This is a genomic window from Acinetobacter sp. YH16042 (genome assembly GCF_013417245.1).
Taxonomy (GTDB): Bacteria; Pseudomonadota; Gammaproteobacteria; order Pseudomonadales; family Moraxellaceae; genus Acinetobacter; species Acinetobacter amyesii.
The window spans coordinates 25,716-45,709 of record NZ_VPEJ01000025.1 but is presented as its reverse complement, the minus strand read 5'-3'; the positions used below and the strand labels follow the sequence as shown (position 1 = coordinate 45,709).

The following is a 19,994-nucleotide window of genomic DNA, read 5'->3' as shown; positions in this document are numbered from 1 at the left end:
AAAGTTTTACGTACTTTAACTGAATCAACCTATGAAATTCAGCCTCAGCAAAGTCATTATGAATCTCTCGAAGTAGATGAGTTCTGGAATTTTGTTGGAAATAAAAAGAATAAACAATGGCTTATTTACGCCTATCATCGAGAAACAGGTGAAATTGTTGCTTATGTTTGGGGTAAACGAGATTTAGCTACAGTCTAACAATTGAAGACAAAGCTTAAACAATTAGATATTCACTACACCCGAATTGCAAGTGATCATTGGGACAGTTTCATCACTGCTTTTAAAAATGGTAAGCAAAGTATTGGTAAATTTTTTACTGTAGGTATTGAAGGCAATAATTGCAAAATAAGGCATAGAATTAGGCGTAGCTTCAGAAGAAGCTGTAATTTTTCAAAAAAGCTTGAAAACCATTTTAAAGCTTTTGATTTAGCCTTCTTTTCTTTTACATCAATAATGGCTTCATTTAAAGGCAGCATACTTTTTGAAGCACCACCAAAATTTTATGTTAAGTAGAGACTAAAAATGCCCTTGATTAAGGGCTTACAAGGGCATTTTGTATAAGGTGTATTATGTTAATTTTAGAATTTCTTCATTAGATAATTTTTGATAAGCTAAATCCATTAGGACTAATTAAGTAAATATGAGCAATTGGGTCAATGTCACACAGGATAAGTCTACAGGTATAGAACTAATTCATGCCCACTTCAAAGGCTTTGCATACGATCCTCATCTACACTCAAGTTATCTTATAGGGGTAACAGAGTTAGGACATCAACAATTCAATTGTAGAAAAAAAATTATTGATAGCTATCAAGGTCAAACTTTCATGCTTGAACCTGAAGAAGTTCATGATGGTAATGCACCAGATCCTCTCGGCTTCACTTATAAAATGATGCATTTAGATCCAGCATGGTTAAAAAAAAGCTATGAAGGAATATTTAATGAGCCTATCGAACTTGCTATCGAATCAACCCTACGTTCTGATCCTCAACTTTCACATTTGATACTTTCAACCTACAATATATTGAATAACAATGAATCTCAATTGATGAAAGATACGTATTTAGATCTTTTATTAGAAAACGCTATCCAACTGGACCAGCAGCTACATTGATTCGAATTTTAGATGCTCACCCAAGCCTTATTTGAAAAAATTACTTAAAAAATGGGAGCTTAAGGCTCCCATTTTTATTTCGTATAAGGTGTATTATGTTAATTTTAGAAAATCTTCACTACTATTATTTTAAAATAAGCCTTATATCCAAGCATAAAACAAGGTTGTCTAGACTTCTTTTAACAGTAAAGTTATCATAAAACTGAATTTTATTTTTTAGGTAAGTTTATGCATTCTATCCGCATTCGTTAAGACACAACTATTTGCATAGTGACACTATTTTATAATGGTGGGCTTTTGTTGTGTCTTTAAGAATATATGCGGATATATAAAGTAAAAGTATGCTTAATTTATAAGTATGCTTTTAGTGCATAGTTTCCAGTTATAACTTAATTGACTAGCTATTTGTCCACCCTGTGGATGAATAGCTTTTTTTTTGGGAGGACACTGTGATGCTAGCTTTTGTTTTCACCTAAATCCTGTTTGCTGCATAAAAAATTTCAAGAGCTAAACAGGAGTAAATAAAAATGAGTTTAATTATTAAAGCGAGAAACATACGCTTGGATTATGCTGGGCGTGATGTTTTGGATATTGATGAATTGGAAATTCACTCTTATGACCGTATTGGTCTTGTGGGTGATAACGGAGCAGGAAAGAGTAGTTTACTCAAAGTACTTAATGGCGAAATTGTTTTAGCCGAAGCGACATTACAGCGTTTTGGTGATTTTGCACATATCAGCCAACTGGGCGGAATCGAAATAGAAACGGTCGAAGACCGGGCAATGTTATCTCGCCTTGGTGTTTCCAATGTACAAAACGACACAATGAGTGGCGGAGAGGAAACTCGTGCAAAAATTGCTGCCGCATTTTCCCAACAAGTACATGGCATTCTAGCGGATGAACCAACCAGCCACCTTGATCTCAATGGAATAGATCTACTTATTGGTCAACTTAAAGCATTTGATGGAGCATTACTTGTTATCAGTCATGACCGATATTTTCTTGATATGGTTGTAGACAAGATATGGGAGTTAAAAGACGGTAAAATTACGGAATATTGGGGTGGTTACTCGGATTACTTGCGTCAAAAAGAAGAAGAGCGACAACACCAAGCCGTAGAATATGAGCTGATGATGAAGGAACGGGAGCGATTAGAATCTGCTGTGCAAGAAAAACGCCAGCAAGCTAATCGATTAGACAATAAGAAAAAAGGAGAAAAATCCAAAAACTCTACCGAAAGTGCTGGACGACTTGGGCATGCAAAAATGACTGGCACCAAGCAAAGAAAACTGTATCAGGCAGCTAAGAGTATGGAAAAGCGTTTGGCTGCATTAGAAGATATTCAAGCACCAGAGCATTTGCGTTCTATTCGTTTTCGTCAAAGTTCAGCCCTAGAACTGCACAATAAGTTCCCGATTACGGCAGATGGTCTGAGCTTAAAATTTGGTAGCCGTACTATCTTTGATGACGCTAACTTTATAATACCGCTTGGCGCTAAAGTCGCTATAACTGGATCGAATGGAACAGGGAAAACGTCCTTGTTAAAAATGATATCAGAACGTGCTGATGGATTAACCATATCTCCAAAAGCTGAAATTGGCTACTTTACACAAACAGGATATAAATTTAACACGCATAAATCTGTGCTCTCCTTTATGCAGGAAGAGTGCGAGTACACAGTTGCGGAAATTCGTGCAGTATTGGCTTCAATGGGGATCGGAGCGAATGATATTCAAAAAAACTTATCCGACTTATCGGGAGGTGAAATCATCAAACTGCTTTTATCCAAAATGCTTTTAGGAAAATATAATATTTTGCTTATGGATGAACCAGGAAACTATCTTGACCTAAAAAGTATTGCCGCATTAGAAACAATGATGAAGTCCTATGCAGGAACTATTATCTTCGTATCTCATGACAAGCAATTGGTCGATAATATTGCTGACATTATCTACGAGATCAAAGACCACAAAATCATCAAGACTTTTGAGAGAGATTGTTAATGATAGCCAATCTAATCCGAACATTAATTATTGAACTCTTTAAAGGAAATTAAAAATGACAATTCAAGATATTCAATCACTTGCTGAAGCACACGGCTTGTTGCTTACGGACAAAATGAATTTCAATGAAATGGGCATTGATTTTAAGGTCGTTTTTGCTCTTGATACAAAGGGGCAACAATGGTTGCTGCGTATTCCTCGTCGTGATGGCATGAGGGAACAAATCAAGAAAGAAAAACGCATTTTAGAATTGGTAAAAAAACATCTTTCTGTAGAGGTTCCTGATTGGAGAATTTCATCTACAGAATTAGTGGCTTATCCCATACTTAAAGATAATCCTGTTTTAAATTTGGATGCTGAAACCTATGAAATAATTTGGAATATGGACAAAGATAGCCCGAAATACATAACATCTTTGGCAAAAACCTTATTTGAAATCCATAGTATTCCTGAAAAAGAAGTTCGGGAAAATGATTTGAAAATTATGAAACCTTCAGATTTAAGACCTGAAATAGCAAACAATTTGCAGTTAGTAAAATCTGAAATTGGTATAAGTGAGCAATTGGAAACCCGCTACAGAAAATGGTTGGATAATGATGTTCTATGGGCAGATTTCACCCAATTTATACATGGCGATTTATATGCTGGGCATGTACTAGCTTCAAAGGATGGAGCTGTTTCAGGCGTTATTGATTGGTCAACAGCCCATATAGATGACCCAGCGATTGATTTTGCTGGGCATGTAACTTTGTTTGGAGAAGAAAGCCTCAAAACTCTAATCATCGAGTATGAAAAACTAGGGGGTAAAGTTTGGAATAAACTATATGAACAGACTTTAGAAAGAGCAGCGGCCTCTCCTTTGATGTATGGTTTATTTGCCTTAGAAACTCAAAATGAAAGCCTTATCGTTGGAGCAAAAGCTCAGTTGGGAGTTATATAATTTAAAAATATGATTGCTGAGAACTGCCTTGTTTTGAAACTTGGTTGGCTTTAATTAGTTTTTAGTATTCTTTATAGAAAATGCCTCGATCAAGGGGCATTTCTAACAATCATTTAACATAAAATTTCTTATGTGAAGTAACCTGAATGCAGCGGTGCCCCATTGGGGGCGCGTTGAGATAAGCCTCTTTTAGATAACTTTAGCAACTCGATAGACAGTTGCAACTCCACAATTCACTGCTTTGGCAATTTCTTCCTTAGTCATATTGCCAACTACTAGCAATTCTTTTATTCGTTTATGTTTAGCCTCATTTGCCTTCTTGCCTGTTGGTTTGTAACCCGAACGTGCCAGGCCCTGCTTAATACGTTCTATACGTTTCTCATTGTCTAGGCGGGCCATTGTTGCCAGAAGATCAATCAACATATTGTTGATGAGTTCCAAGATTGAATGAGTAATGCTGTCACTGGTTTGAATCATTTGGTAGGTAGTAGGAAGATCTGCTACGACTAAACGAAGTCCCTTCTCCTGGATCCTGCGCTTCAGCTCTTGAAAATCTCGTTGGGTTAGGCGTGATAAGCGGTCAATACTTTCAACTAACAATGTGTCACCTTGATTTGCTTCTGACAGTAGCTTATTCAATTCAGGTCGGTCTAACTTCGTACCACTATAGTTTTCCACGTACACAATGGTTTCACCCAAATTCAAGTTTTGGTTTAGATCCTGAAGAATCTGCAAAGCCCTTTCTGCATCTTGATCTTTAGTTGAAGCTCGTAGATAAATACGTGTATTCATTTCTATCATTTAATCTTAATTCTATTAGATTAATGATAATACTATCATTTAATTATTGCATTAAGTCTAATGATAGATATTGTATGCGATTTGGCTCGCTATCATTCAGGTATAGTCTTTTGATAAAAAAAGCATGACTGGAAGCCATGCCTTGGGAATTCGTATAACGTGTATTATGTTAATTTTAGGGAAATTTAAGAATCTCTATGCAATGGTTTATTCAATATTCTTTGATTTCTTATCTTTTAGGTTAATCAGAAATAGCCAATAACATAAGCCAGGAAATAGAGCCATAAAGATAGTCCATGTATCTGTATACATCTTCCACCACTCTTTCGAAATTTCTCCTGTGTGACTCCATCCAAAAAGAATAAAAAATGGAGTAGCAATAATTATAGAGGCAATACAGATAGTTAATAAATTAAGACTGTTATAACGATTTAAAAGAATTGAGAATATGAAGCTGAAAGGTACAGTCAAAATACAATAAGCCAAGTAGACAAGACCGTGCCCTACAAGAACCACTAAAATCGAGTATAGGCTGTATTCCTGATTCATTACGATAAACAGGACTGCTGTGAAAAAAAGTAGTGGTAAAGGAGAAAGTAAGAGAGCTTTTACTATTTTTTCATTTGAATATTTCACTAATTTAATTCTCTTATCTACTCAATAAATAATAATACTATAACGATTTTATTGGAGGTTTTTTGATTCTATTTAACATAATGGTGGTTATACGCAATACACTTGTATATTAATATAAATATCAGATACTTAATAAAACAAGAAAAATCCAAAAATGCCCAAAAAACCGATTTTGAAACAAATCGGCTTTTTTATGAGCAGTTTTGATAGTTCTTGCCAATAAATTTGTTTAAAAAGTAGTCGATTTTGAGATTTTTTAAATTTTATCAATGCGTGAATGTTCAAAATTATCCCCATTTCTTGTGGATAAAACTTAGGCTGTTTTGTACGCTTTAGCTTACGTAAATTCCGGTCCTTTGCGGCTATTCGGAATAGTAGAATTTTCATATGATTAATTGGTCAGGAACAGGAAGTTCCTTAGAATTACAAAGAATGAGCACCAGGATGGGGCCAGATACGACAAGCACTAAGCCAGCACAGACCTAAAGTTCCAATAAAAAACCTCGGCAGGATGCCGGGGTTTTTTATTGTCTGCATTTAAGGTCTAATCAGTCTTAGCCAATTCATTTTGGTTGATAAGTTTAATCAGCGCATTTTGAACAAACTCATCAAGTTCAATCCCTTTTTCTTTTATGATGGTTTCTATCTTTGCTAGCGTTTCACTTTCTAATTCGAACTCGATTTCTGCTGATGTTTCCATGAGTAAATCATAGTTATTTTCGACTATCTTTTTAAAGGTTTCTTCTAGATCTTTTGTTGATGGAATATTGAAAGATAAGCGTAATGAGCTATTGATAATTTCAATATGGGTATACCCTAAATATTCAGTACTTTTTCCCACAAATCCTAAGTGCTTCATAAAAAACCTTAAATAAATATAGTAGAGAGCTGTCTAAATTAAGCCAGACTCTCTTTTACAAATTTTGGATCAACAATAAATAATCGAATAAGGGATGTTGCTGCTCCTGATGGTCTTCTCGCACCTTGTTCCCATGATTCAAGAGTACGTCTTGATACGCCAAGAATCTTAGCAAACTGATCTTGTGTTAGTTGAGCCTTTCTACGAGCTAACGCTACATCTGTCTCAGTGATTACGGTTCTTTTCGCTGCATTACTAGTAAGCATATCGTCGATGCCTTGTAATATTTCAGCTTCAATATCCCTAGTTGCTTCAAAAGCCTCAAGTTCTTTTTCAGTCATTAAACGAGTCATTTAGTTTCTCCACTAATGCTTGAAGAGTCTTCTTACTAAGCTGTACAGTTTGCTTTTTACTGTACAAGGTTAATAACCAAATCTCTCCATTTGCTAAACGATTAAAGTAGATGACTCTGACACCACCACTTTTACCTCTACCACCGCTAGTCCATCTAATCTTACGAATACCACCTGCATTAGGCTCTACATCTCCTGCTTCAGGATTTAATGCTAAGAATGTTTTGAATTCCTCATATTCTTCCTGAGTCCAATAAACAAGACAGTATTTAGTAAATAATGGAGTCTCACATATTGTATACATTGATTGCATTCATACTACCTTGTAGTAGTTTATTTTATACTACTTTGTGGTATTTTTAAATGATAATTCTTAGTTCACAGGATTAAAGACGATGTACTATTTTGCAGAGGATCCCTTCTAGGTAATGTTACCTAGGAGGAACAATGAAAAAACTGAAACATCAGTACAGGCAATCAATACAGAGTACTCACCATGACTACTTTTGGGAAATCTATCCCAATGTCAGAAGCTCTGTATTTAAAAATTTAGCACTCTGAACCGTACCGGGTTTGTCGGAGACTTTTTATTTAAGTTAGGCCACCTGACCTAACGGATTAATCTTATCATAGTAGATTGCTTCAAACTCAAAAGGTGATACATAACCCAGTGCACTATGTACACGTTCTTTATTGAACCAATCTACCCAGTTTAGTGTCGCAAGTTGTACATCTGCTAAACCTTGCCAATCTGCTTTTAAATATTCAATCACCTCTGTTTTGTATAAGCCATTCACCGTTTCAGCCAAAGCATTATCGTATGAATCACCAGTCGTACCGACTGATGCTCGTAAATTTGCTGCTTCTAAACGATTGGTATAACGAATGGAAAGATATTGCACACCTCTGTCGGAATGATGAATCACATTCTTTGGCATGCATCGGTCATGCAATGCTTGCTCCAATGCATCGAGCACCATGTCTGTATTCATACGTGTTGATACTTTCCATCCAACAATTGCTCGTGAGAACACATCAATAATAAAGGCGGTATAGACCCAACCTGAATTGGTTTGAATATACGGGTGAGTTTTAGCTAGTCATAATTCATAAAAAATATCGATTGTGTACTGTACTGTAATGTACTAAAATACGATACAGTACAGTACACAATAGGAAGTAAACCCATGGCAATCACTAAATCAGATGTGGCAAAAGCCATCGAATCCCTTGCAGCACAAGGCTCAAACCCAACTAACGATAATATCCTTGCGGTTCTTGGTAGCGGCTCAAAGACCACTATCAACAAATACCGCAAAGAGATCCTTGAAGAGCAACTGGCGGCAGCCGTTACTACGGCAAAAACTCTGAAAGATGCGGAACTTGTTACCGTGTCACAAGTCATTGCAACCCTATTGCAAGAACGGATTGATGCAGTACAAGGCGGATATGCGGAAACAGTGCAACAACTGGAAAAGCAGCTTGCAGATACCACAGAAAAACTGGAACAGGTGCAAATCAAACTTGATGAACAGGTCAAACAAACTGATGACACCACCGACAAGCTGAAAGTCGCTCTTGCTAGTACAGATAAGGCAAAAGAAGACTACAACGCCTTGCAAGCCAAATATGAACAGCTACTCGAAAAATCAGGCTCGATCAAATATGTGGAATCACAACTCACTAATGCAAATGCACGGATAGCTGAATTAGAAAAACAGATTACAATGTAAAAAGACAAGTAACTGACGATGAAGGCTGGTAATCCCCCCTAAAAATAATAGGATCTAAAAGTAGAATTTTCTCTTAAGATACGAGCAGGAGATTCTGCATGAAAACATCTAAATTTACTGACAGTCAGATCATGTCCATCTTGAAACAGGCAGAATCTGGCACACCTGTAGCGACCCTTTGCCGTGAACACGGCATGAGTAATGCTACCTTTTATAAATGGCGTGCCAAATATGGTGGTATGGATACATCATTAATGGCTCGACTGAAAGAGCTAGAAGCCGAAAATACCAGACTTAAAAAGATGTATGCGGAAGAGCGATTAAAGGCCGAAATCATCCAGGAAGCGATGGCAATGAGCAGCACTGCTGCGCAAGGGTAAAGCCATCTTGCCGGCGTAAGATGGCACAACAGGCAGTTGCCCAGCATGCCATTAGTATTCGTTTGGCTTGTAAAGCATTTGGCATTAGTGAAACCTGCTACCGCTATCAAGCCAAACTCAGCGATGACAATGCACTCATTGCTGAACAGCTCATTGAACTCACTGAGGAAAATTCCGATTGGGGCTTTGGTTTGTGCTTCTCGTATTTACGGCATGTTGAGAGTTGCTGCTGGAATCACAAGCGGGTTTACCGCATTTACTGTGAGTTGGCACTGAATCTGCGTATTAAACCGAGAAGAAGACTAAAACGGCATGCGCCTGAACCATTGAAAGAACCAATCCGAGAAAATCAGGTTTGGTCATTAGATTTTATGCATGATCAGCTTTCCGATGGTCGCAAGTTTCGATTATTGAATGTGATTGATGATTACCGCCGCGAAGGCCTAGCCATTGACGCAGGGTTCTCATTGCCCACAATCAGGGTTATTCGTACGTTGAATCAATTGCTGGAGTGGAGAGAAAAACCGTTAGTGATCCGATGCGATAATGGTCCCGAATTTATCAGTCACGAATTTGTGCGCTGGGCTACTGAGCACGGTATTCGTATTGAATATATTCAACCGGGTAAGCCACAGCAGAATGCGTATATTGAACGCTATAATCGGACTATACGTTATAGTTGGCTGAGCAAGCATTTATTTGATACTTTGGATGAAGTACAAGATTATGCAACAAACTGGTTGTGGCATTACAACCATGAAAGACCACATCAAGCTAACAAAGGAAAGCCACCTCTAATGGCTGCTTAACCTCTACTTTTAACTTCGGTTATTTATGGGAGGATTACCGATCACCTGAAATATTTAATACAGACAAAGGCAGTCAGTTCACGAGTGATGCATTTATTGATGTATTGAAATCAAATGGCATTCAAATCAGTATGGATGGTAAACTTGCGCAGTATACTGCTCATAGATTGATAATGTGATGGTTGAACGATTATGGCGGAGCGTTAAATATGAAGAGGTGTATCTCAAAGCTTATAGCAGTGTCACAGATGCAAAAAAGCAATTGAGTGCATATTTCAAGTTTTATAATTTGAAACGACCTCATTCGAGTCTAGACAAAATGACACCCAATGAGTTTTACTATGATCAGCTACCCCAACAAAACAAGGTGGCTTAACTAGAGCGGAATATCACTTATAGAAGTTGTTCAAATTTCCGGATCCATCTCTTTATTTACCGTTTGGACGTGAAGAAGCGAATCTGTTCTTTAACGTGATTGCCAAGCGTTATGAAAAAGGCAGTACGATATTGACGAGTAACTTACCCTTTAGCCAGTGGTCCAAATCCTTTGCAGATGATGTCACGTTGACCGCTGCGATGTTAGATCGGTTATTGCATCACTGTCATGTGGTACAAATATCGGGTGAGAGTTATCGTTTGAAGGATAAAAAAAGAATTGGGATTCAGCCCCAGGTTGAAATTTAATACGAGATCAAAGGGGTCAATTTTACTTTGCCATTTGTAAGGTGAAAGGGGTCAATTTTAGAATGCCGTTGACAACTTAAATAAAAAGTCTCCGACAAACCTGGTACGGTTCAGTCTGGTGAATTCCAGCAGTTGTTCATGGGTCAGTTGGCTTAAGTCAGGCAGCGTATTCATGACCGCAGTATGCCTGAGGTCATGAGAAGAATGAAATAGAACGTTTGGAGGATGGCAGAATGGTCGAGCTTGGTTTAGAGCATATTCACCACTTGCTGCAATCCAATTCTCTGCCAGGGCAAACCTTGGATCAGTGCCTGTAACTGTTCCGGGCTGAGGGCCACGGTTTCACCTTGGTGAACTTGAGCCCAGTGAAATTTGCCCTGTTCCAGCCGCCGGGCACACAGCCAGATGCCCAATCCATCATGTACCAACACTTTCATGCGATGGCCACGTTTATTACAGAACAGGTAAGCACAATGCGGTTTGATGTAGCCAAAGGCTCTCACCACCTGAGCCATGGTCGTATCCATACCTGCACGCATGTCCATGGGCTGAGTAGACAACCAGATTTCATCAATGCGGATCATGTTGCAAGTGCCTTGAGTAATTCTGCCAAGACAGGTATTTCTGATGTCTGCCATTTTAGCTGAATATCATTATTCGTATGAGGCACGGTGATACACAACGTGATCCTCTCATCAATAGGTTGGCTGATTGCAGCAGTGTAAGGCAAAGCAATAAATGCTGGATTCACATGAGTAGGATCCTGCACGGCACCATCATGATGGCTGAAGATCCTGATCCAACGACTGACAAGGTTGGCATTAATACTATGTTGCAGTGCGACCGAAGCGATCGAGGTATTAGGATTTTTACAGGCATTGACAATACTGAGTTTGAATTCTTTGCTGTATGTTCTGCGTTTTTTAGCAACAGGAGGTGTTGCTGAATATATATCCATGTTCATGGATTAAGTCCCCACTTGTTTTTAGGTGGGAACTAAATTAAGGCTTATAGGATCGCTTGGTAAGGCTGTGTTAGCCGGATGCTTACCACTTACTACTCACTTGCCTTGTACCATTTTATGGCATTAAATGGCCTTAACAAGATTGAGAGGTGTTAAATGTCTAAGCTAATAAAAAAGAGAGTTCAATATTCTGTGGATGAGGCTATTTCTGAATCAGCAGAGTACATTATTAAAAAAGTTGGGCTAACCCCTGCATCTGTTTTTAGTATGGTCATGGCTGAAATAGCCAAAACAGGTCGAATCCCTGTAAGCAATCAAATAAGTGATGATGATTTTAATACAGCACAGCTCATAGCTCTTAGCCATAATATCCCAAGTGTAAAAGTATCTAATACAAAATCTGCTCAAGCATTTTTAAACGATGATGGTGGGTACTAATGGCACAGGATTTGTATTGGGCTTATGTTGGTTTGACAGATATAGTAGATGGCAAAACTCGCCCTGTTTTATATATTCGACAAACAAAAAAAGACTACATCGTATTCCGTTTAAGTAGTCAATATGACAATAAATCTGATTTTATTAAACGTAAATATATTGAAATTATAGATTGGGAATCGGTTGGACTAAGTAAAAAATCATGGATTGATACCGTACAGACATATCAGTTGCCAATTGATAAAACAAAATTAACTTACATTGGTAAACTTTCTAAAAATGACTATGAGCGATTAATTAATCATCTTAAAGAACAATAACTGTTTGTCCAATTAGCCGAATAATATCTGTCCAAGTTAGCACAAAATTTAATGATCATTAAATAAGAATTTGCACTTGGATCGCAGAATCCATAAATTGGCTGCAATCATCCAGGAACGTAGTGTTTCCACTGAAATATCGAATCCATGAATGGTAGTGAGCTTTTCATGAGCCAAGGTAGATCCAAATCCCAGCAGATGTTCAGAAATAATGGAAAGACATTTTGATTTTAATAAATCATCATGGCGACGATGGCCAGGTTGACCACGACTGGCATGCGCCATACCTGAAACACCATCTTGATTGAGCTTCTATAATAACCAGGTAATTTGACGGGTTGAAAGATTAAGGATTTCAGCAGCACGGACTTGGGTAATACGATGATCTCGAACGTCTTGCAGAACAGCAAGACGTTGAATTTCTTTGTCAGACATAGTGATCAGCATCTATATTTCATATCCAGTCCATGATGTTTAAGCCATCATAAACTAGACATTTTTATTGGTGAGAATATAGACATTTTGAATGGGTTCTAACATGCCAATTGCGTATAATATAGATTATGTTAAATTAAGTACATAGTACTTTAAGTTCATAACTCTCTGTGTTTATAGATAAACAATATATAAAACAATGACTTATTAAAAAAATAATTCTAGGCTAATTTTATTTAAGTCTATATAGTGTTTACTTCATTTAGTTCTTCAATTGTGTAATGTTCTTCTTAAAGACAATCAAACTCTCAAAAAAGCATTCAACTCAAAATCGAATTGTTGTGCTGTTCAATGCTTCGACTACAACGGCATGTCTTTATCCATTACTCTATTCTTTATCTGTTTTGAGATTTCAAAGTGTAGCTACCCAACAATCAGATATGCTGTTAGCGGCAGTGTAAAAATGACCCCCTAATGGCATTTAAAAACTGACCCCCTTGGTTAATATAGCGGTCATTTTGGACTGCTCAACATGTTAACTTTGGAGCAAGCAGTGACAATCCAAATACTTCATCAACAAGGTAAATCTATTAAAGCCATTAGTCGTGAACTGGGGGTGTCCAGAAATACCGTACGTAAATATTTACGGCAAAACACCACACCTCAGTATCAGCGTATACAGCCTAGAATAAGTATCCTTGACCCATATAAACCCTATTTACTCCAACGTGTAAACGCAGCTCATCCTGAATGGATTCCTGCTGTTGTGCTCTACCAGGAAATTTTAGGGTTGGGATATCCAGGAAAGATCAGGATCTTGAGGGAATATCTTGCAACATTAAAACCAGTTGCTCAACCGGAACCGATCATTCGTTTTGAAACCCAACCTGGCCAACAAATGCAGGTAGATTTCACGACAATTCGACGCAACAACACGACTTTAAAAGCCTTTGTCGCAACATTAGGGTATTCCAGAGCGACTTTCGTGAAATTTTATGATCATGAACGTACGGATGCATGGATCGATGGTCTAGAAAATGCATTTCAGTTTTTTGCAGGAGTACCTCAAGAAATCCTGTTTGATAACGCTAAAACGATCATGATTGAACGGGATGCCTATCAGGAGGGGCAGCATAAATGGAATCCCAAACTGCTCGACTGCGCCAAGAAATACAGCTTTCGTCCTCGCGTATGTAAGCCCTACCGTGCACAGACCAAAGGCAAAGTTGAACGCTTTAATGGATACCTCAAATCAAGCTTTATTGTGCCATTGAAAGCAAGCCTGAAGACTTCGGGTTTACTGTTAGATGTTGATGTCGCCAATGCCCACATTGGCCGGTGGCTGCATGAAACCGCCAATCAGCGGATTCATGCCACCACGCAAGAAAAACCGGCTGTTCGACTGCAACAGGAGCAGCAAAAATTTACGCCATTACCGCAATCAGATACAGGTTCTAGCACTGTACCTGTTGCAGCAGCACAGCATGTCATGCCCTACGAGAGTTTGCAGCATCCCTTATCGGTATATGACCAGTTGCTGGGAGTTTCCTGATGAATCTGCAATACGACCGTATAGAGCAACTTTGCCAAAAGCTCAATCTGCCTGCCATCGCATCACAATGGTCACATCATGCACAACAAACATTAGGTCAAGATGGAAGTTATGCCGACTTTGTTGAAGCTATCTTGACGCATGAATATGCTGCCAGGCAACAGCGCAGCCAGCAGGTCCTGATGAAACTCTCAGGCCTGCCTCAAGTGAAAACGCTGGAAGGTTACGATTTTAATTATGCACTGGGTGCTCCCAAATCACAGGTGGTCGAGTTGTTCAACCTGAGCTTTATTGCTAGAGCAGAAAATGTGGTGTTTCTCGGGGCTAGCGGTGTAGGGAAAACGCACTTATCTATGGCATTAGGCTATAAGGCCATCATGAACAATGTCAAAACCAAGTTTATTACCGCCGCCGATCTCACGCTGCAACTGAGTACAGCCTATCAGCAAGGTAAATTGAAAACCTATATGCAACGTGCGGTACTGGGACCAAAGTTACTGATTATCGATGAAATTGGTTATTTACCGTTTGGACGTGAAGAAGCGAATCTGTTCTTTAACGTGATTGCCAAGCGTTATGAAAAAGGCAGTACGATATTGACGAGTAACTTACCCTTTAGCCAATGGTCTAAGTCGTTTGCGGATGATATTACGTTGACCGCTGCGATGTTAGATCGGTTGCTGCATCACTGTCATGTGGTACAAATATCGGGTGAGAGTTATCGTTTGAAGGATAAAAAAAGAATTGGGATTCAGCCCCAGGTTGAAATTTAATACGAGATCAAAGGGGTCAATTTTAGAATGCCGTTGACAATGCTCGCACTTAAATTTTGGTATGAATTCTGGTTCCAGAAATTGAACCGTACCGGGTTTGTCGGAGACTTTTTTATTTAAGTTAGGCCACCTGACCTAACGGGTTAATCTTATCATAGTACATTGCTTCAAACTCAAAAGGCGATACATAACCCAGTGCACTGTGTACACGCTTTTTATTGAACCAATCTACCCTGTTTAGTGTCGCAAGTTGTACATCTGCTAAACCTTGCCAATCTGCTTTTAAATATTCAATCACCTCTGTTTTGTATAAGCCATTCACCGTTTCAGCCAGAGCATTATCGTATGAATCACCAGTTGTACCGACTGATGCTCGTAAATTTGCAGCTTCTAAACGATTGGTATAGCGAATAGAAAGATATTGCACACCTCTGTCGGAATGATGAATCACATTCTTTGGCATGCCTCGATCATGCAATGCTTGCTCTAATGCATCGAGCACCATATCTGTATTCATTCGTGTAGATACTTTCCAGCCAACAATTGCTCGTGAGAACACATCAATAATAAAGGCGGTATAGACCCAGCCTGAATTTGTTTGAATATACGTAAAGTCACTGACCCACAGTTGGTCAGGATGATCAGCAGTAAAATTACGTTTCACTAAATCATCTGCTCGTTTTTGGTCATCTCGGCTACGGGTGGTTTGTTTGTTCTTACCTCGCCAAACACCTTGTATACCTAGCTTTTTCATTAATCGAGCAACAGTACAGCGTGCAATAATATAGCCTTCACGTTTCAGTTTTTGCCAGACTTTACGTACACCATACCGACCTGAACTTTCCTTCCAAATTCGTTTAATCTCCTCAGCATGATGCAAGTCATGTAAATCTCGCTTTGCTCGATGTTCTGGATTTTCGCAGAGATCTAGAGTCCGGTAATAGGTTGAAGCTGCGATCGGTAAAATCCTACAAATCGCATCAACACCATATAAGTCTTTATTGTTATGGATGAAATCCACCATTATTTGTGTGGGCGGTCGAGCTCCGCCTTGGCGAAAAAAGCGGCTGCTTTGCGTAGAATTTCATTGGCACGCTTTAATTCTTTAATTTCACGTTCCATTTGCTTCATTTTTTCTTGGTCAGATATCTGTTGTACTTTAATAGGATTTTGCTGATCTAAATGCTTTTGATGCCAGGCACGAAGTGTTTCAGGAGTACAACCAATCTTAGGCGCAATTGCTGTGATTGCAGCCCAATTCGATGGATAATCTTTCTCGGATTCAATCAATAATTGAACCGCTCTTTCTCTGATTTCAGGGGTATATTTTAATTTTGTCATCGGGATAGTCTCTCAGAATATTGACTCTCCGACAAACCCGGTACGGTTCATTCAGTTCTTTGGACAATTCCCTTTTAGATCAATAATAGAGACTAATATCAATTATCTTATACATGGTAAGTTGACAAAAATAACTAATCATGCGAAAAAGTTTTTTTAGTTAACAGATGTTCACCCATGCCTCGAATTGTTTCTGTACCACTTAGTTTAGAACAGCGAGAACGACTCATTTTTCTGGCCAAGCATGCAAAACATTGGCGTGAAAGACAACGTGCCCAAACTATTCTCTGGCTTTCTGAAGGTAAAAGTGTTGCGGAAGTTGCCACTCTACAAGAACGTATCCCAGAAACCATAAGGCTACAACGCCGACGTTGGGAATTGTATGAGTTTGAATCGATTAAAGAAGGTCATCGCTCAGGTCGGCCCAATACATTGATCTCAGACTATCAGGCGAAAATCCTAGATTGGGTCAATACAAGTCCACTCAATGCAGAACAAATCCGAGTCAAACTACATGAAGAATACGAAGTGTCCGTGTCTGTTGAAACCATTCGTAAGTTTTTACGTGATTCAGGTATGGTCTTCAAGCGTACCCGTCATAGCTTGAAAAAAAAGAGATCCGATTGCATTTGAACAAGCAACACAGCAGATTGAAAAATTACGAGAGCAAGCGGCACGTGGTGAAATTATATTAGGTTATGTTGATGAAACAGGGTTTTCATCTACACCTGATAACCGCTATGCATGGACAAAGATAGGTGATGTTCATGCGGTTGATGCAATAAGATTAAAACGAGTTAATGTCATGGGGTGTTTGCTTTCAACGGGGGAACTGGTGACAAGTTGTTTACAAGAGTCAGTTACAAGCACTTGGTTTTATGCCTATTTAACTGGAATAGCTCAACAAGTAAAACAGACTTATAACCTTCCATTGGTTCTTATTGTTGATAATGCCTCGATTCATAGAAGTAAAAAGATGGCTGATTACAGAGAGCTACTTAAAAGTAACTTTTCGACGAATTTGTATTTTATTCCAGCTTATAGCCCTGAGTTAAATCGAATCGAGATGGTATGGAAGCAGATGAAATATTATTGGCGAGATTTTCAAGTCATGACAGCTGATAAAATAGAGCAATGGGTGGAGAGAGTATCAAACCAATTCGGAAAAGAATACATGTTTACTTTTTAATGACAGCTTATGTGGTTGATTCCATTAATAGTCCTTGGATTTTTTTTATTCACTGGTATTAAAATTCATCAGAAGAATATTAGTAAAATATCTAGATATTAACAGCCTAAAAATATTATCTAGCCCTATGCAAAGATATGCATAGGGTTATTACTTATTTAGAAATTAACGTAGTATCATTTTTTTTGGGAGTTTCAAAAGAGATTTTTTCAAAAATTATTAAACTAAAGATTAAGACTCCGATTAAGCCAATTAGTCCCATAATTAAGAAAGTTGCTCTAAATATCAAGCCATAAGTCAAAATTTTACTTAAATATTTTTTTCCCATATTAGCTCTAATAAGATTACTTTCTTCATTACAAAATATTCCAATATCAATTGAAGAATTTCTTTCTAATCTTTTAAAGACTTCTTCAGATTGTTTGATTAAAAAAGATGTTCTTTGATCTAGCTTCCAGAAAACAAATGCCGTAATACTTAAGAAAATGGATAAAAATATTCCTATGTAAGCAAAGGTACTTGAGGACTGAATGGAAACACCTATAGCGGTTCCTAATCCAGCAATGATAAAAAGAAAATAATTGAACATTGTTATTCTTTGGTTGGAATGTAATTCAAAGTACTTCCAGGCATGTTCAACAGCTTGTTCAGAATTAATCCTATTTGTCATATTAATATTACCCAATTGAAAATTATATGAATTATATAATTTATTCAATTGAATAAACTAATCTAAATAATTCTGCTTGATACTTTGCATCGTGCAAAGCATTATGATCTCCTTGTAAAGTAGGATGTACATATTTATCTATTGAACTTGACTTTGTATCGTACCAGCTACATTTTGTGGCTCCCATAAAAAGAGCTTTGATATCTATAGCTGATATACCAAAAGGATTTCTATTTAAATATTTTAGAAAATAAAAATTTATAAAAGACCAATCGAAAGGCGCATTAAGTCCTACAAATATAGGTCTAGAGTCCTCTGGTAAATACTTGAGTATCCAACTTTCAAATTGAGACATTGCTTCTATGGGGGGAATACCTTTCTTTCGTGCTTGGTCTAAAGTTATTCCTGACACTTTTAAAGCTTCTTCAATTGCTTGATCACTGATTGGTTGGAGCATTATTGTAAATTCTATATCAGGGTTATATACGAAACATGCTCCTATAGTCAGCATACTGTGTTCACCTACTATAGGACCTGCTGTTTCAATGTCTACAGAAATATAAACCTCTTTTTTATACATTCTTATGCTCCTTCCAATTAGAATTATGTTATCCAGCCATTATAGGTGAAGGCTTTAGCTTACTAAGAGCCTGATGGAAGTGTGAGATTTTTAATTCTGAATCAGGAAAAGCTAAAGAAACTGCCGTTGGATATAACCGTGTACGAATATCTGAATAAGTCCAACCTGGTTCTGCTCCGTGAGGAGCAGTTGCACTTACTAATTCGGCAATTTCATCTTCCGAAAAATCGATGTCAGACAAATCTTTAGTAAAAAGCTCATGTCGTTCTTCATTAGATGGGCGAACAAACTCTTCTACAATGGAAGCTCTACGCAAAACAGCTGCATCTAAAGCAGCTAATCGATTAGTACATAAAATTGCAAAGATACGGCCACCATGTTTTCTTAAATCATCTATTGCTTGAATTAAAGTATTCACACCAACTTTATCTTCATGATGACTATTTTCTTGACTTCGAGATGCTCCAAGCGAATCACCTTCATCAATAATAAGAAAAGCTCGACCATTTCCATGTCCAATAGACCGAGTGATTTCATCGAATGCTTGTGCAATGAGAGTACCCATTTCACCAACTTTACCAGTTCCTCTGACTTTATTACTAAGCTTAAATAGCAAAGCATCTTCTATTTTCGCATCACGAGCTAATCTATTAACAATTGCTTCAGCATTTGCAGTTTTTCCAGTACCTACATCACCATGAAAAATAGCTAAAGGATATTGATCGACAAGAAGATCAATAACCGCTAGTTTTTTCCCATGTTTTTGTTTACTCCATTGTTCTAACTCATCAGCCTGAAGCAAAAGTTGTACTTGTTTCTTAATACGGGAATATCTAGATTCAAAACCGAGTAATTTGTCAGCTAAATCATCAAATTGTTTAATTGGTAAATCTGTCTTAACTTCAAAAACTGTTGATTTACTCATGAGTAGTCGCTCCTATTAGCTCCATAACCATTACTGCTATAACCTCGCTCCCCTGATGCAGAAAGGCTACTGTGAGTGGTACTTTCTGTTGTTGAGACCCAAGTTATTTCCAATGGTAATTTGGAAGCTTTTTCTGATTCATTACGATATTTATCGGTATGTGACAATATAATTCTAATTCGTCCATCTGGTGTGTGGGGCCACATTACTCCGCCAGGTCTTTCAGTACCAGATGCACCTTCAGTTTGAAATATGTACTTAATAGCTCTAACTTCTGAACCATAGGAAGATATCAAAGTTACATCAACTTTAGATAAATATTCATTTTTTGCTAATAGTTCAATATCATGGGCATATTCTTTCGCTTTATCTTCAGTCATCGCTCTTGTGCTACTAGCGATCATAATTAAATCTGCTTTAATACTACGTACAACTTTTTCAACATCAGCTACAGTGTAAGTACTCGAATAAGTACTTGAGTATGATGAACTCATG

General features: G+C 37.8%; 21 protein-coding genes, 8 pseudogenes and 1 other annotated feature. Of the genes and pseudogenes, 15 read left to right on the top strand and 14 right to left on the bottom strand.

Features of this window, described 5'->3' with window-relative positions:
• From FTV37_RS14400 to FTV37_RS14380, 5 genes and pseudogenes are all read left to right on the top strand, one after another.
• Window positions 1-467: pseudogene (locus FTV37_RS14400) on the top strand (IS1 family transposase); the annotation flags it as partial.
• 173 nt (window positions 468-640) lie between these two features.
• Window positions 641-1,066, top strand: a pseudogene (locus FTV37_RS14395) (AraC family ligand binding domain-containing protein); the annotation flags it as partial.
• Window positions 1,067-1,080: 14 nt separating this feature from the next.
• Window positions 1,081-1,149, top strand: a pseudogene (locus tag FTV37_RS14390) (transcriptional regulator); the annotation flags it as partial.
• A 492-nt stretch (window positions 1,150-1,641) separates the two neighbouring features.
• Window positions 1,642-3,117: an ABC-F type ribosomal protection protein Msr(E) gene (msr(E), locus tag FTV37_RS14385; protein WP_000052512.1), complete on the top strand. Its 1,476-nt coding sequence runs from the start codon at window positions 1,642-1,644 to the stop codon at window positions 3,115-3,117.
• A 55-nt stretch (window positions 3,118-3,172) separates the two neighbouring features.
• Window positions 3,173-4,057: an Mph(E) family macrolide 2'-phosphotransferase gene (locus tag FTV37_RS14380; protein WP_000155092.1), complete on the top strand. Its 885-nt coding sequence runs from the start codon at window positions 3,173-3,175 to the stop codon at window positions 4,055-4,057.
• Window positions 4,058-4,246: 189 nt separating this feature from the next.
• Here the strand turns inward: FTV37_RS14380 and FTV37_RS14375 are convergent, their stop codons facing one another.
• The 6 genes and pseudogenes from FTV37_RS14375 to FTV37_RS14350 form a co-directional block, all read right to left on the bottom strand.
• A complete protein-coding gene (locus FTV37_RS14375) occupies window positions 4,247-4,858 on the bottom strand; it encodes a recombinase family protein (RefSeq protein ID WP_015060246.1) in 612 nt (203 codons plus the stop codon).
• A 207-nt stretch (window positions 4,859-5,065) separates the two neighbouring features.
• Window positions 5,066-5,494, bottom strand: a complete 429-nt coding sequence (locus FTV37_RS14370) for a hypothetical protein (protein ID WP_000877730.1) — start codon at window positions 5,492-5,494, stop codon at window positions 5,066-5,068.
• Between the two features lie 544 nt (window positions 5,495-6,038).
• Window positions 6,039-6,353 (bottom strand): hypothetical protein, encoded by a 315-nt coding sequence (locus FTV37_RS14365; RefSeq protein WP_104505826.1) that lies wholly within the window; start codon window positions 6,351-6,353, stop codon window positions 6,039-6,041.
• Window positions 6,354-6,391: 38 nt separating this feature from the next.
• Window positions 6,392-6,706, bottom strand: a complete 315-nt coding sequence (locus FTV37_RS14360; RefSeq protein ID WP_104505827.1) for a DNA-binding transcriptional regulator — start codon at window positions 6,704-6,706, stop codon at window positions 6,392-6,394.
• Entirely contained in the window at window positions 6,687-7,010 is a 324-nt protein-coding gene (locus FTV37_RS14355; protein WP_104505828.1) for a transcriptional regulator, read from the bottom strand. The genes FTV37_RS14360 and FTV37_RS14355 overlap by 20 nt, the downstream gene beginning before the upstream one ends.
• Before the next feature lie 292 nt (window positions 7,011-7,302).
• Window positions 7,303-7,788 (bottom strand): annotated as a pseudogene (locus FTV37_RS14350) (IS3 family transposase); the annotation flags it as partial.
• Between the two features lie 105 nt (window positions 7,789-7,893).
• On the opposite strand from FTV37_RS14350, the gene FTV37_RS14345 reads away from it, so the two are divergent.
• From FTV37_RS14345 to istB (FTV37_RS14330), 4 genes and pseudogenes are all read left to right on the top strand, one after another.
• Window positions 7,894-8,439, top strand: a complete 546-nt coding sequence (locus tag FTV37_RS14345; RefSeq protein WP_127800924.1) for a DNA-binding protein — start codon at window positions 7,894-7,896, stop codon at window positions 8,437-8,439.
• Window positions 8,440-8,537: 98 nt separating this feature from the next.
• Window positions 8,538-9,628 (top strand): annotated as a pseudogene (locus FTV37_RS14340) (IS3 family transposase).
• Between the two features lie 35 nt (window positions 9,629-9,663).
• Window positions 9,664-10,004, top strand: a pseudogene (locus FTV37_RS14335) (transposase); the annotation flags it as partial.
• Between the two features lie 53 nt (window positions 10,005-10,057).
• Window positions 10,058-10,312: pseudogene (istB, locus tag FTV37_RS14330) on the top strand (IS21-like element ISAba8 family helper ATPase IstB); the annotation flags it as partial.
• Window positions 10,313-10,560: 248 nt separating this feature from the next.
• Here istB (FTV37_RS14330) and tnpB read toward each other — a convergent pair.
• Both tnpB and FTV37_RS14320 read right to left on the bottom strand, forming a co-directional pair.
• Window positions 10,561-10,896: an IS66 family insertion sequence element accessory protein TnpB gene (gene tnpB, locus FTV37_RS14325; RefSeq protein WP_004780063.1), complete on the bottom strand. Its 336-nt coding sequence runs from the start codon at window positions 10,894-10,896 to the stop codon at window positions 10,561-10,563.
• Window positions 10,893-11,276 carry a transposase gene (locus tag FTV37_RS14320; protein WP_163143575.1) on the bottom strand — a complete coding sequence of 128 codons (384 nt, stop codon included), beginning with the start codon at window positions 11,274-11,276 and terminating at the stop codon, window positions 10,893-10,895. The genes tnpB and FTV37_RS14320 overlap by 4 nt, the downstream gene beginning before the upstream one ends.
• Before the next feature lie 156 nt (window positions 11,277-11,432).
• On the opposite strand from FTV37_RS14320, the gene FTV37_RS14315 reads away from it, so the two are divergent.
• A complete protein-coding gene (locus tag FTV37_RS14315; protein WP_127800960.1) occupies window positions 11,433-11,714 on the top strand; it encodes a type II toxin-antitoxin system RelB/DinJ family antitoxin in 282 nt (93 codons plus the stop codon).
• Entirely contained in the window at window positions 11,714-12,034 is a 321-nt protein-coding gene (locus FTV37_RS14310; RefSeq protein WP_127800962.1) for a hypothetical protein, read from the top strand. The genes FTV37_RS14315 and FTV37_RS14310 overlap by 1 nt, the downstream gene beginning before the upstream one ends.
• 75 nt (window positions 12,035-12,109) lie before the next feature.
• Here the strand turns inward: FTV37_RS14310 and FTV37_RS14305 are convergent.
• Window positions 12,110-12,481, bottom strand: a pseudogene (locus FTV37_RS14305) (ISNCY family transposase); the annotation flags it as partial.
• A gap of 520 nt (window positions 12,482-13,001) precedes the next feature.
• On the opposite strand from FTV37_RS14305, the gene istA reads away from it, so the two are divergent.
• Together istA and istB (FTV37_RS14295) are read left to right on the top strand one after the other, a co-directional pair.
• Window positions 13,002-14,021, top strand: coding sequence for an IS21-like element ISAba8 family transposase (gene istA, locus FTV37_RS14300; protein WP_159153814.1), 1,020 nt, complete (start codon window positions 13,002-13,004; stop codon window positions 14,019-14,021).
• Window positions 14,021-14,794 carry an IS21-like element ISAba8 family helper ATPase IstB gene (gene istB, locus FTV37_RS14295; RefSeq protein WP_180060248.1) on the top strand — a complete coding sequence of 258 codons (774 nt, stop codon included), beginning with the start codon at window positions 14,021-14,023 and terminating at the stop codon, window positions 14,792-14,794. The genes istA and istB (FTV37_RS14295) overlap by 1 nt, the downstream gene beginning before the upstream one ends.
• Before the next feature lie 121 nt (window positions 14,795-14,915).
• Here the strand turns inward: istB (FTV37_RS14295) and FTV37_RS14290 are convergent.
• A protein-coding gene (locus FTV37_RS14290) for an IS3 family transposase (RefSeq protein WP_159153816.1) occupies window positions 14,916-16,135 on the bottom strand; the annotation gives its coding sequence in 2 pieces (ribosomal slippage) (window positions 14,916-15,859 and window positions 15,859-16,135; 1,221 coding nt in all).
• Window positions 15,744-15,860 (bottom strand) — a sequence feature (AL1L pseudoknot). Its footprint overlaps the gene before it by 117 nt.
• A 177-nt stretch (window positions 16,136-16,312) precedes the next feature.
• On the opposite strand from FTV37_RS14290, the gene FTV37_RS14285 reads away from it, so the two are divergent.
• Together FTV37_RS14285 and FTV37_RS14280 are read left to right on the top strand one after the other, a co-directional pair.
• Entirely contained in the window at window positions 16,313-16,768 is a 456-nt protein-coding gene (locus FTV37_RS14285; protein WP_004973749.1) for a helix-turn-helix domain-containing protein, read from the top strand.
• The gene (locus FTV37_RS14280; protein WP_180023089.1) at window positions 16,758-17,324 is read left to right on the top strand and encodes an IS630 family transposase; all 567 of its coding nucleotides are present in this window, start codon (window positions 16,758-16,760) and stop codon (window positions 17,322-17,324) included. Before FTV37_RS14285 ends, FTV37_RS14280 begins: the two co-directional genes overlap by 11 nt.
• A 154-nt stretch (window positions 17,325-17,478) precedes the next feature.
• On the opposite strand, the gene FTV37_RS14275 is transcribed toward FTV37_RS14280, so the two are convergent.
• Genes FTV37_RS14275 through FTV37_RS14260 form a run of 4 tightly spaced genes read right to left on the bottom strand, consistent with a single transcriptional unit; the run spans window position 17,479 to window position 19,993 of the window.
• Window positions 17,479-17,994, bottom strand: coding sequence for a hypothetical protein (locus FTV37_RS14275; protein ID WP_127798922.1), 516 nt, complete (start codon window positions 17,992-17,994; stop codon window positions 17,479-17,481).
• Between the two features lie 40 nt (window positions 17,995-18,034).
• Complete coding sequence (locus FTV37_RS14270; protein WP_127798920.1) at window positions 18,035-18,574, bottom strand: 3'-5' exonuclease; 540 nt, start codon at window positions 18,572-18,574, stop codon at window positions 18,035-18,037.
• A gap of 28 nt (window positions 18,575-18,602) precedes the next feature.
• Window positions 18,603-19,499 carry an ATP-binding protein gene (locus tag FTV37_RS14265; protein WP_127798918.1) on the bottom strand — a complete coding sequence of 299 codons (897 nt, stop codon included), beginning with the start codon at window positions 19,497-19,499 and terminating at the stop codon, window positions 18,603-18,605.
• Window positions 19,496-19,993 carry a four-carbon acid sugar kinase family protein gene (locus FTV37_RS14260; protein ID WP_151208077.1) on the bottom strand — a complete coding sequence of 166 codons (498 nt, stop codon included), beginning with the start codon at window positions 19,991-19,993 and terminating at the stop codon, window positions 19,496-19,498. Before FTV37_RS14260 ends, FTV37_RS14265 begins: the two co-directional genes overlap by 4 nt.
• Window position 19,994: the final 1 nt, after the last annotated feature.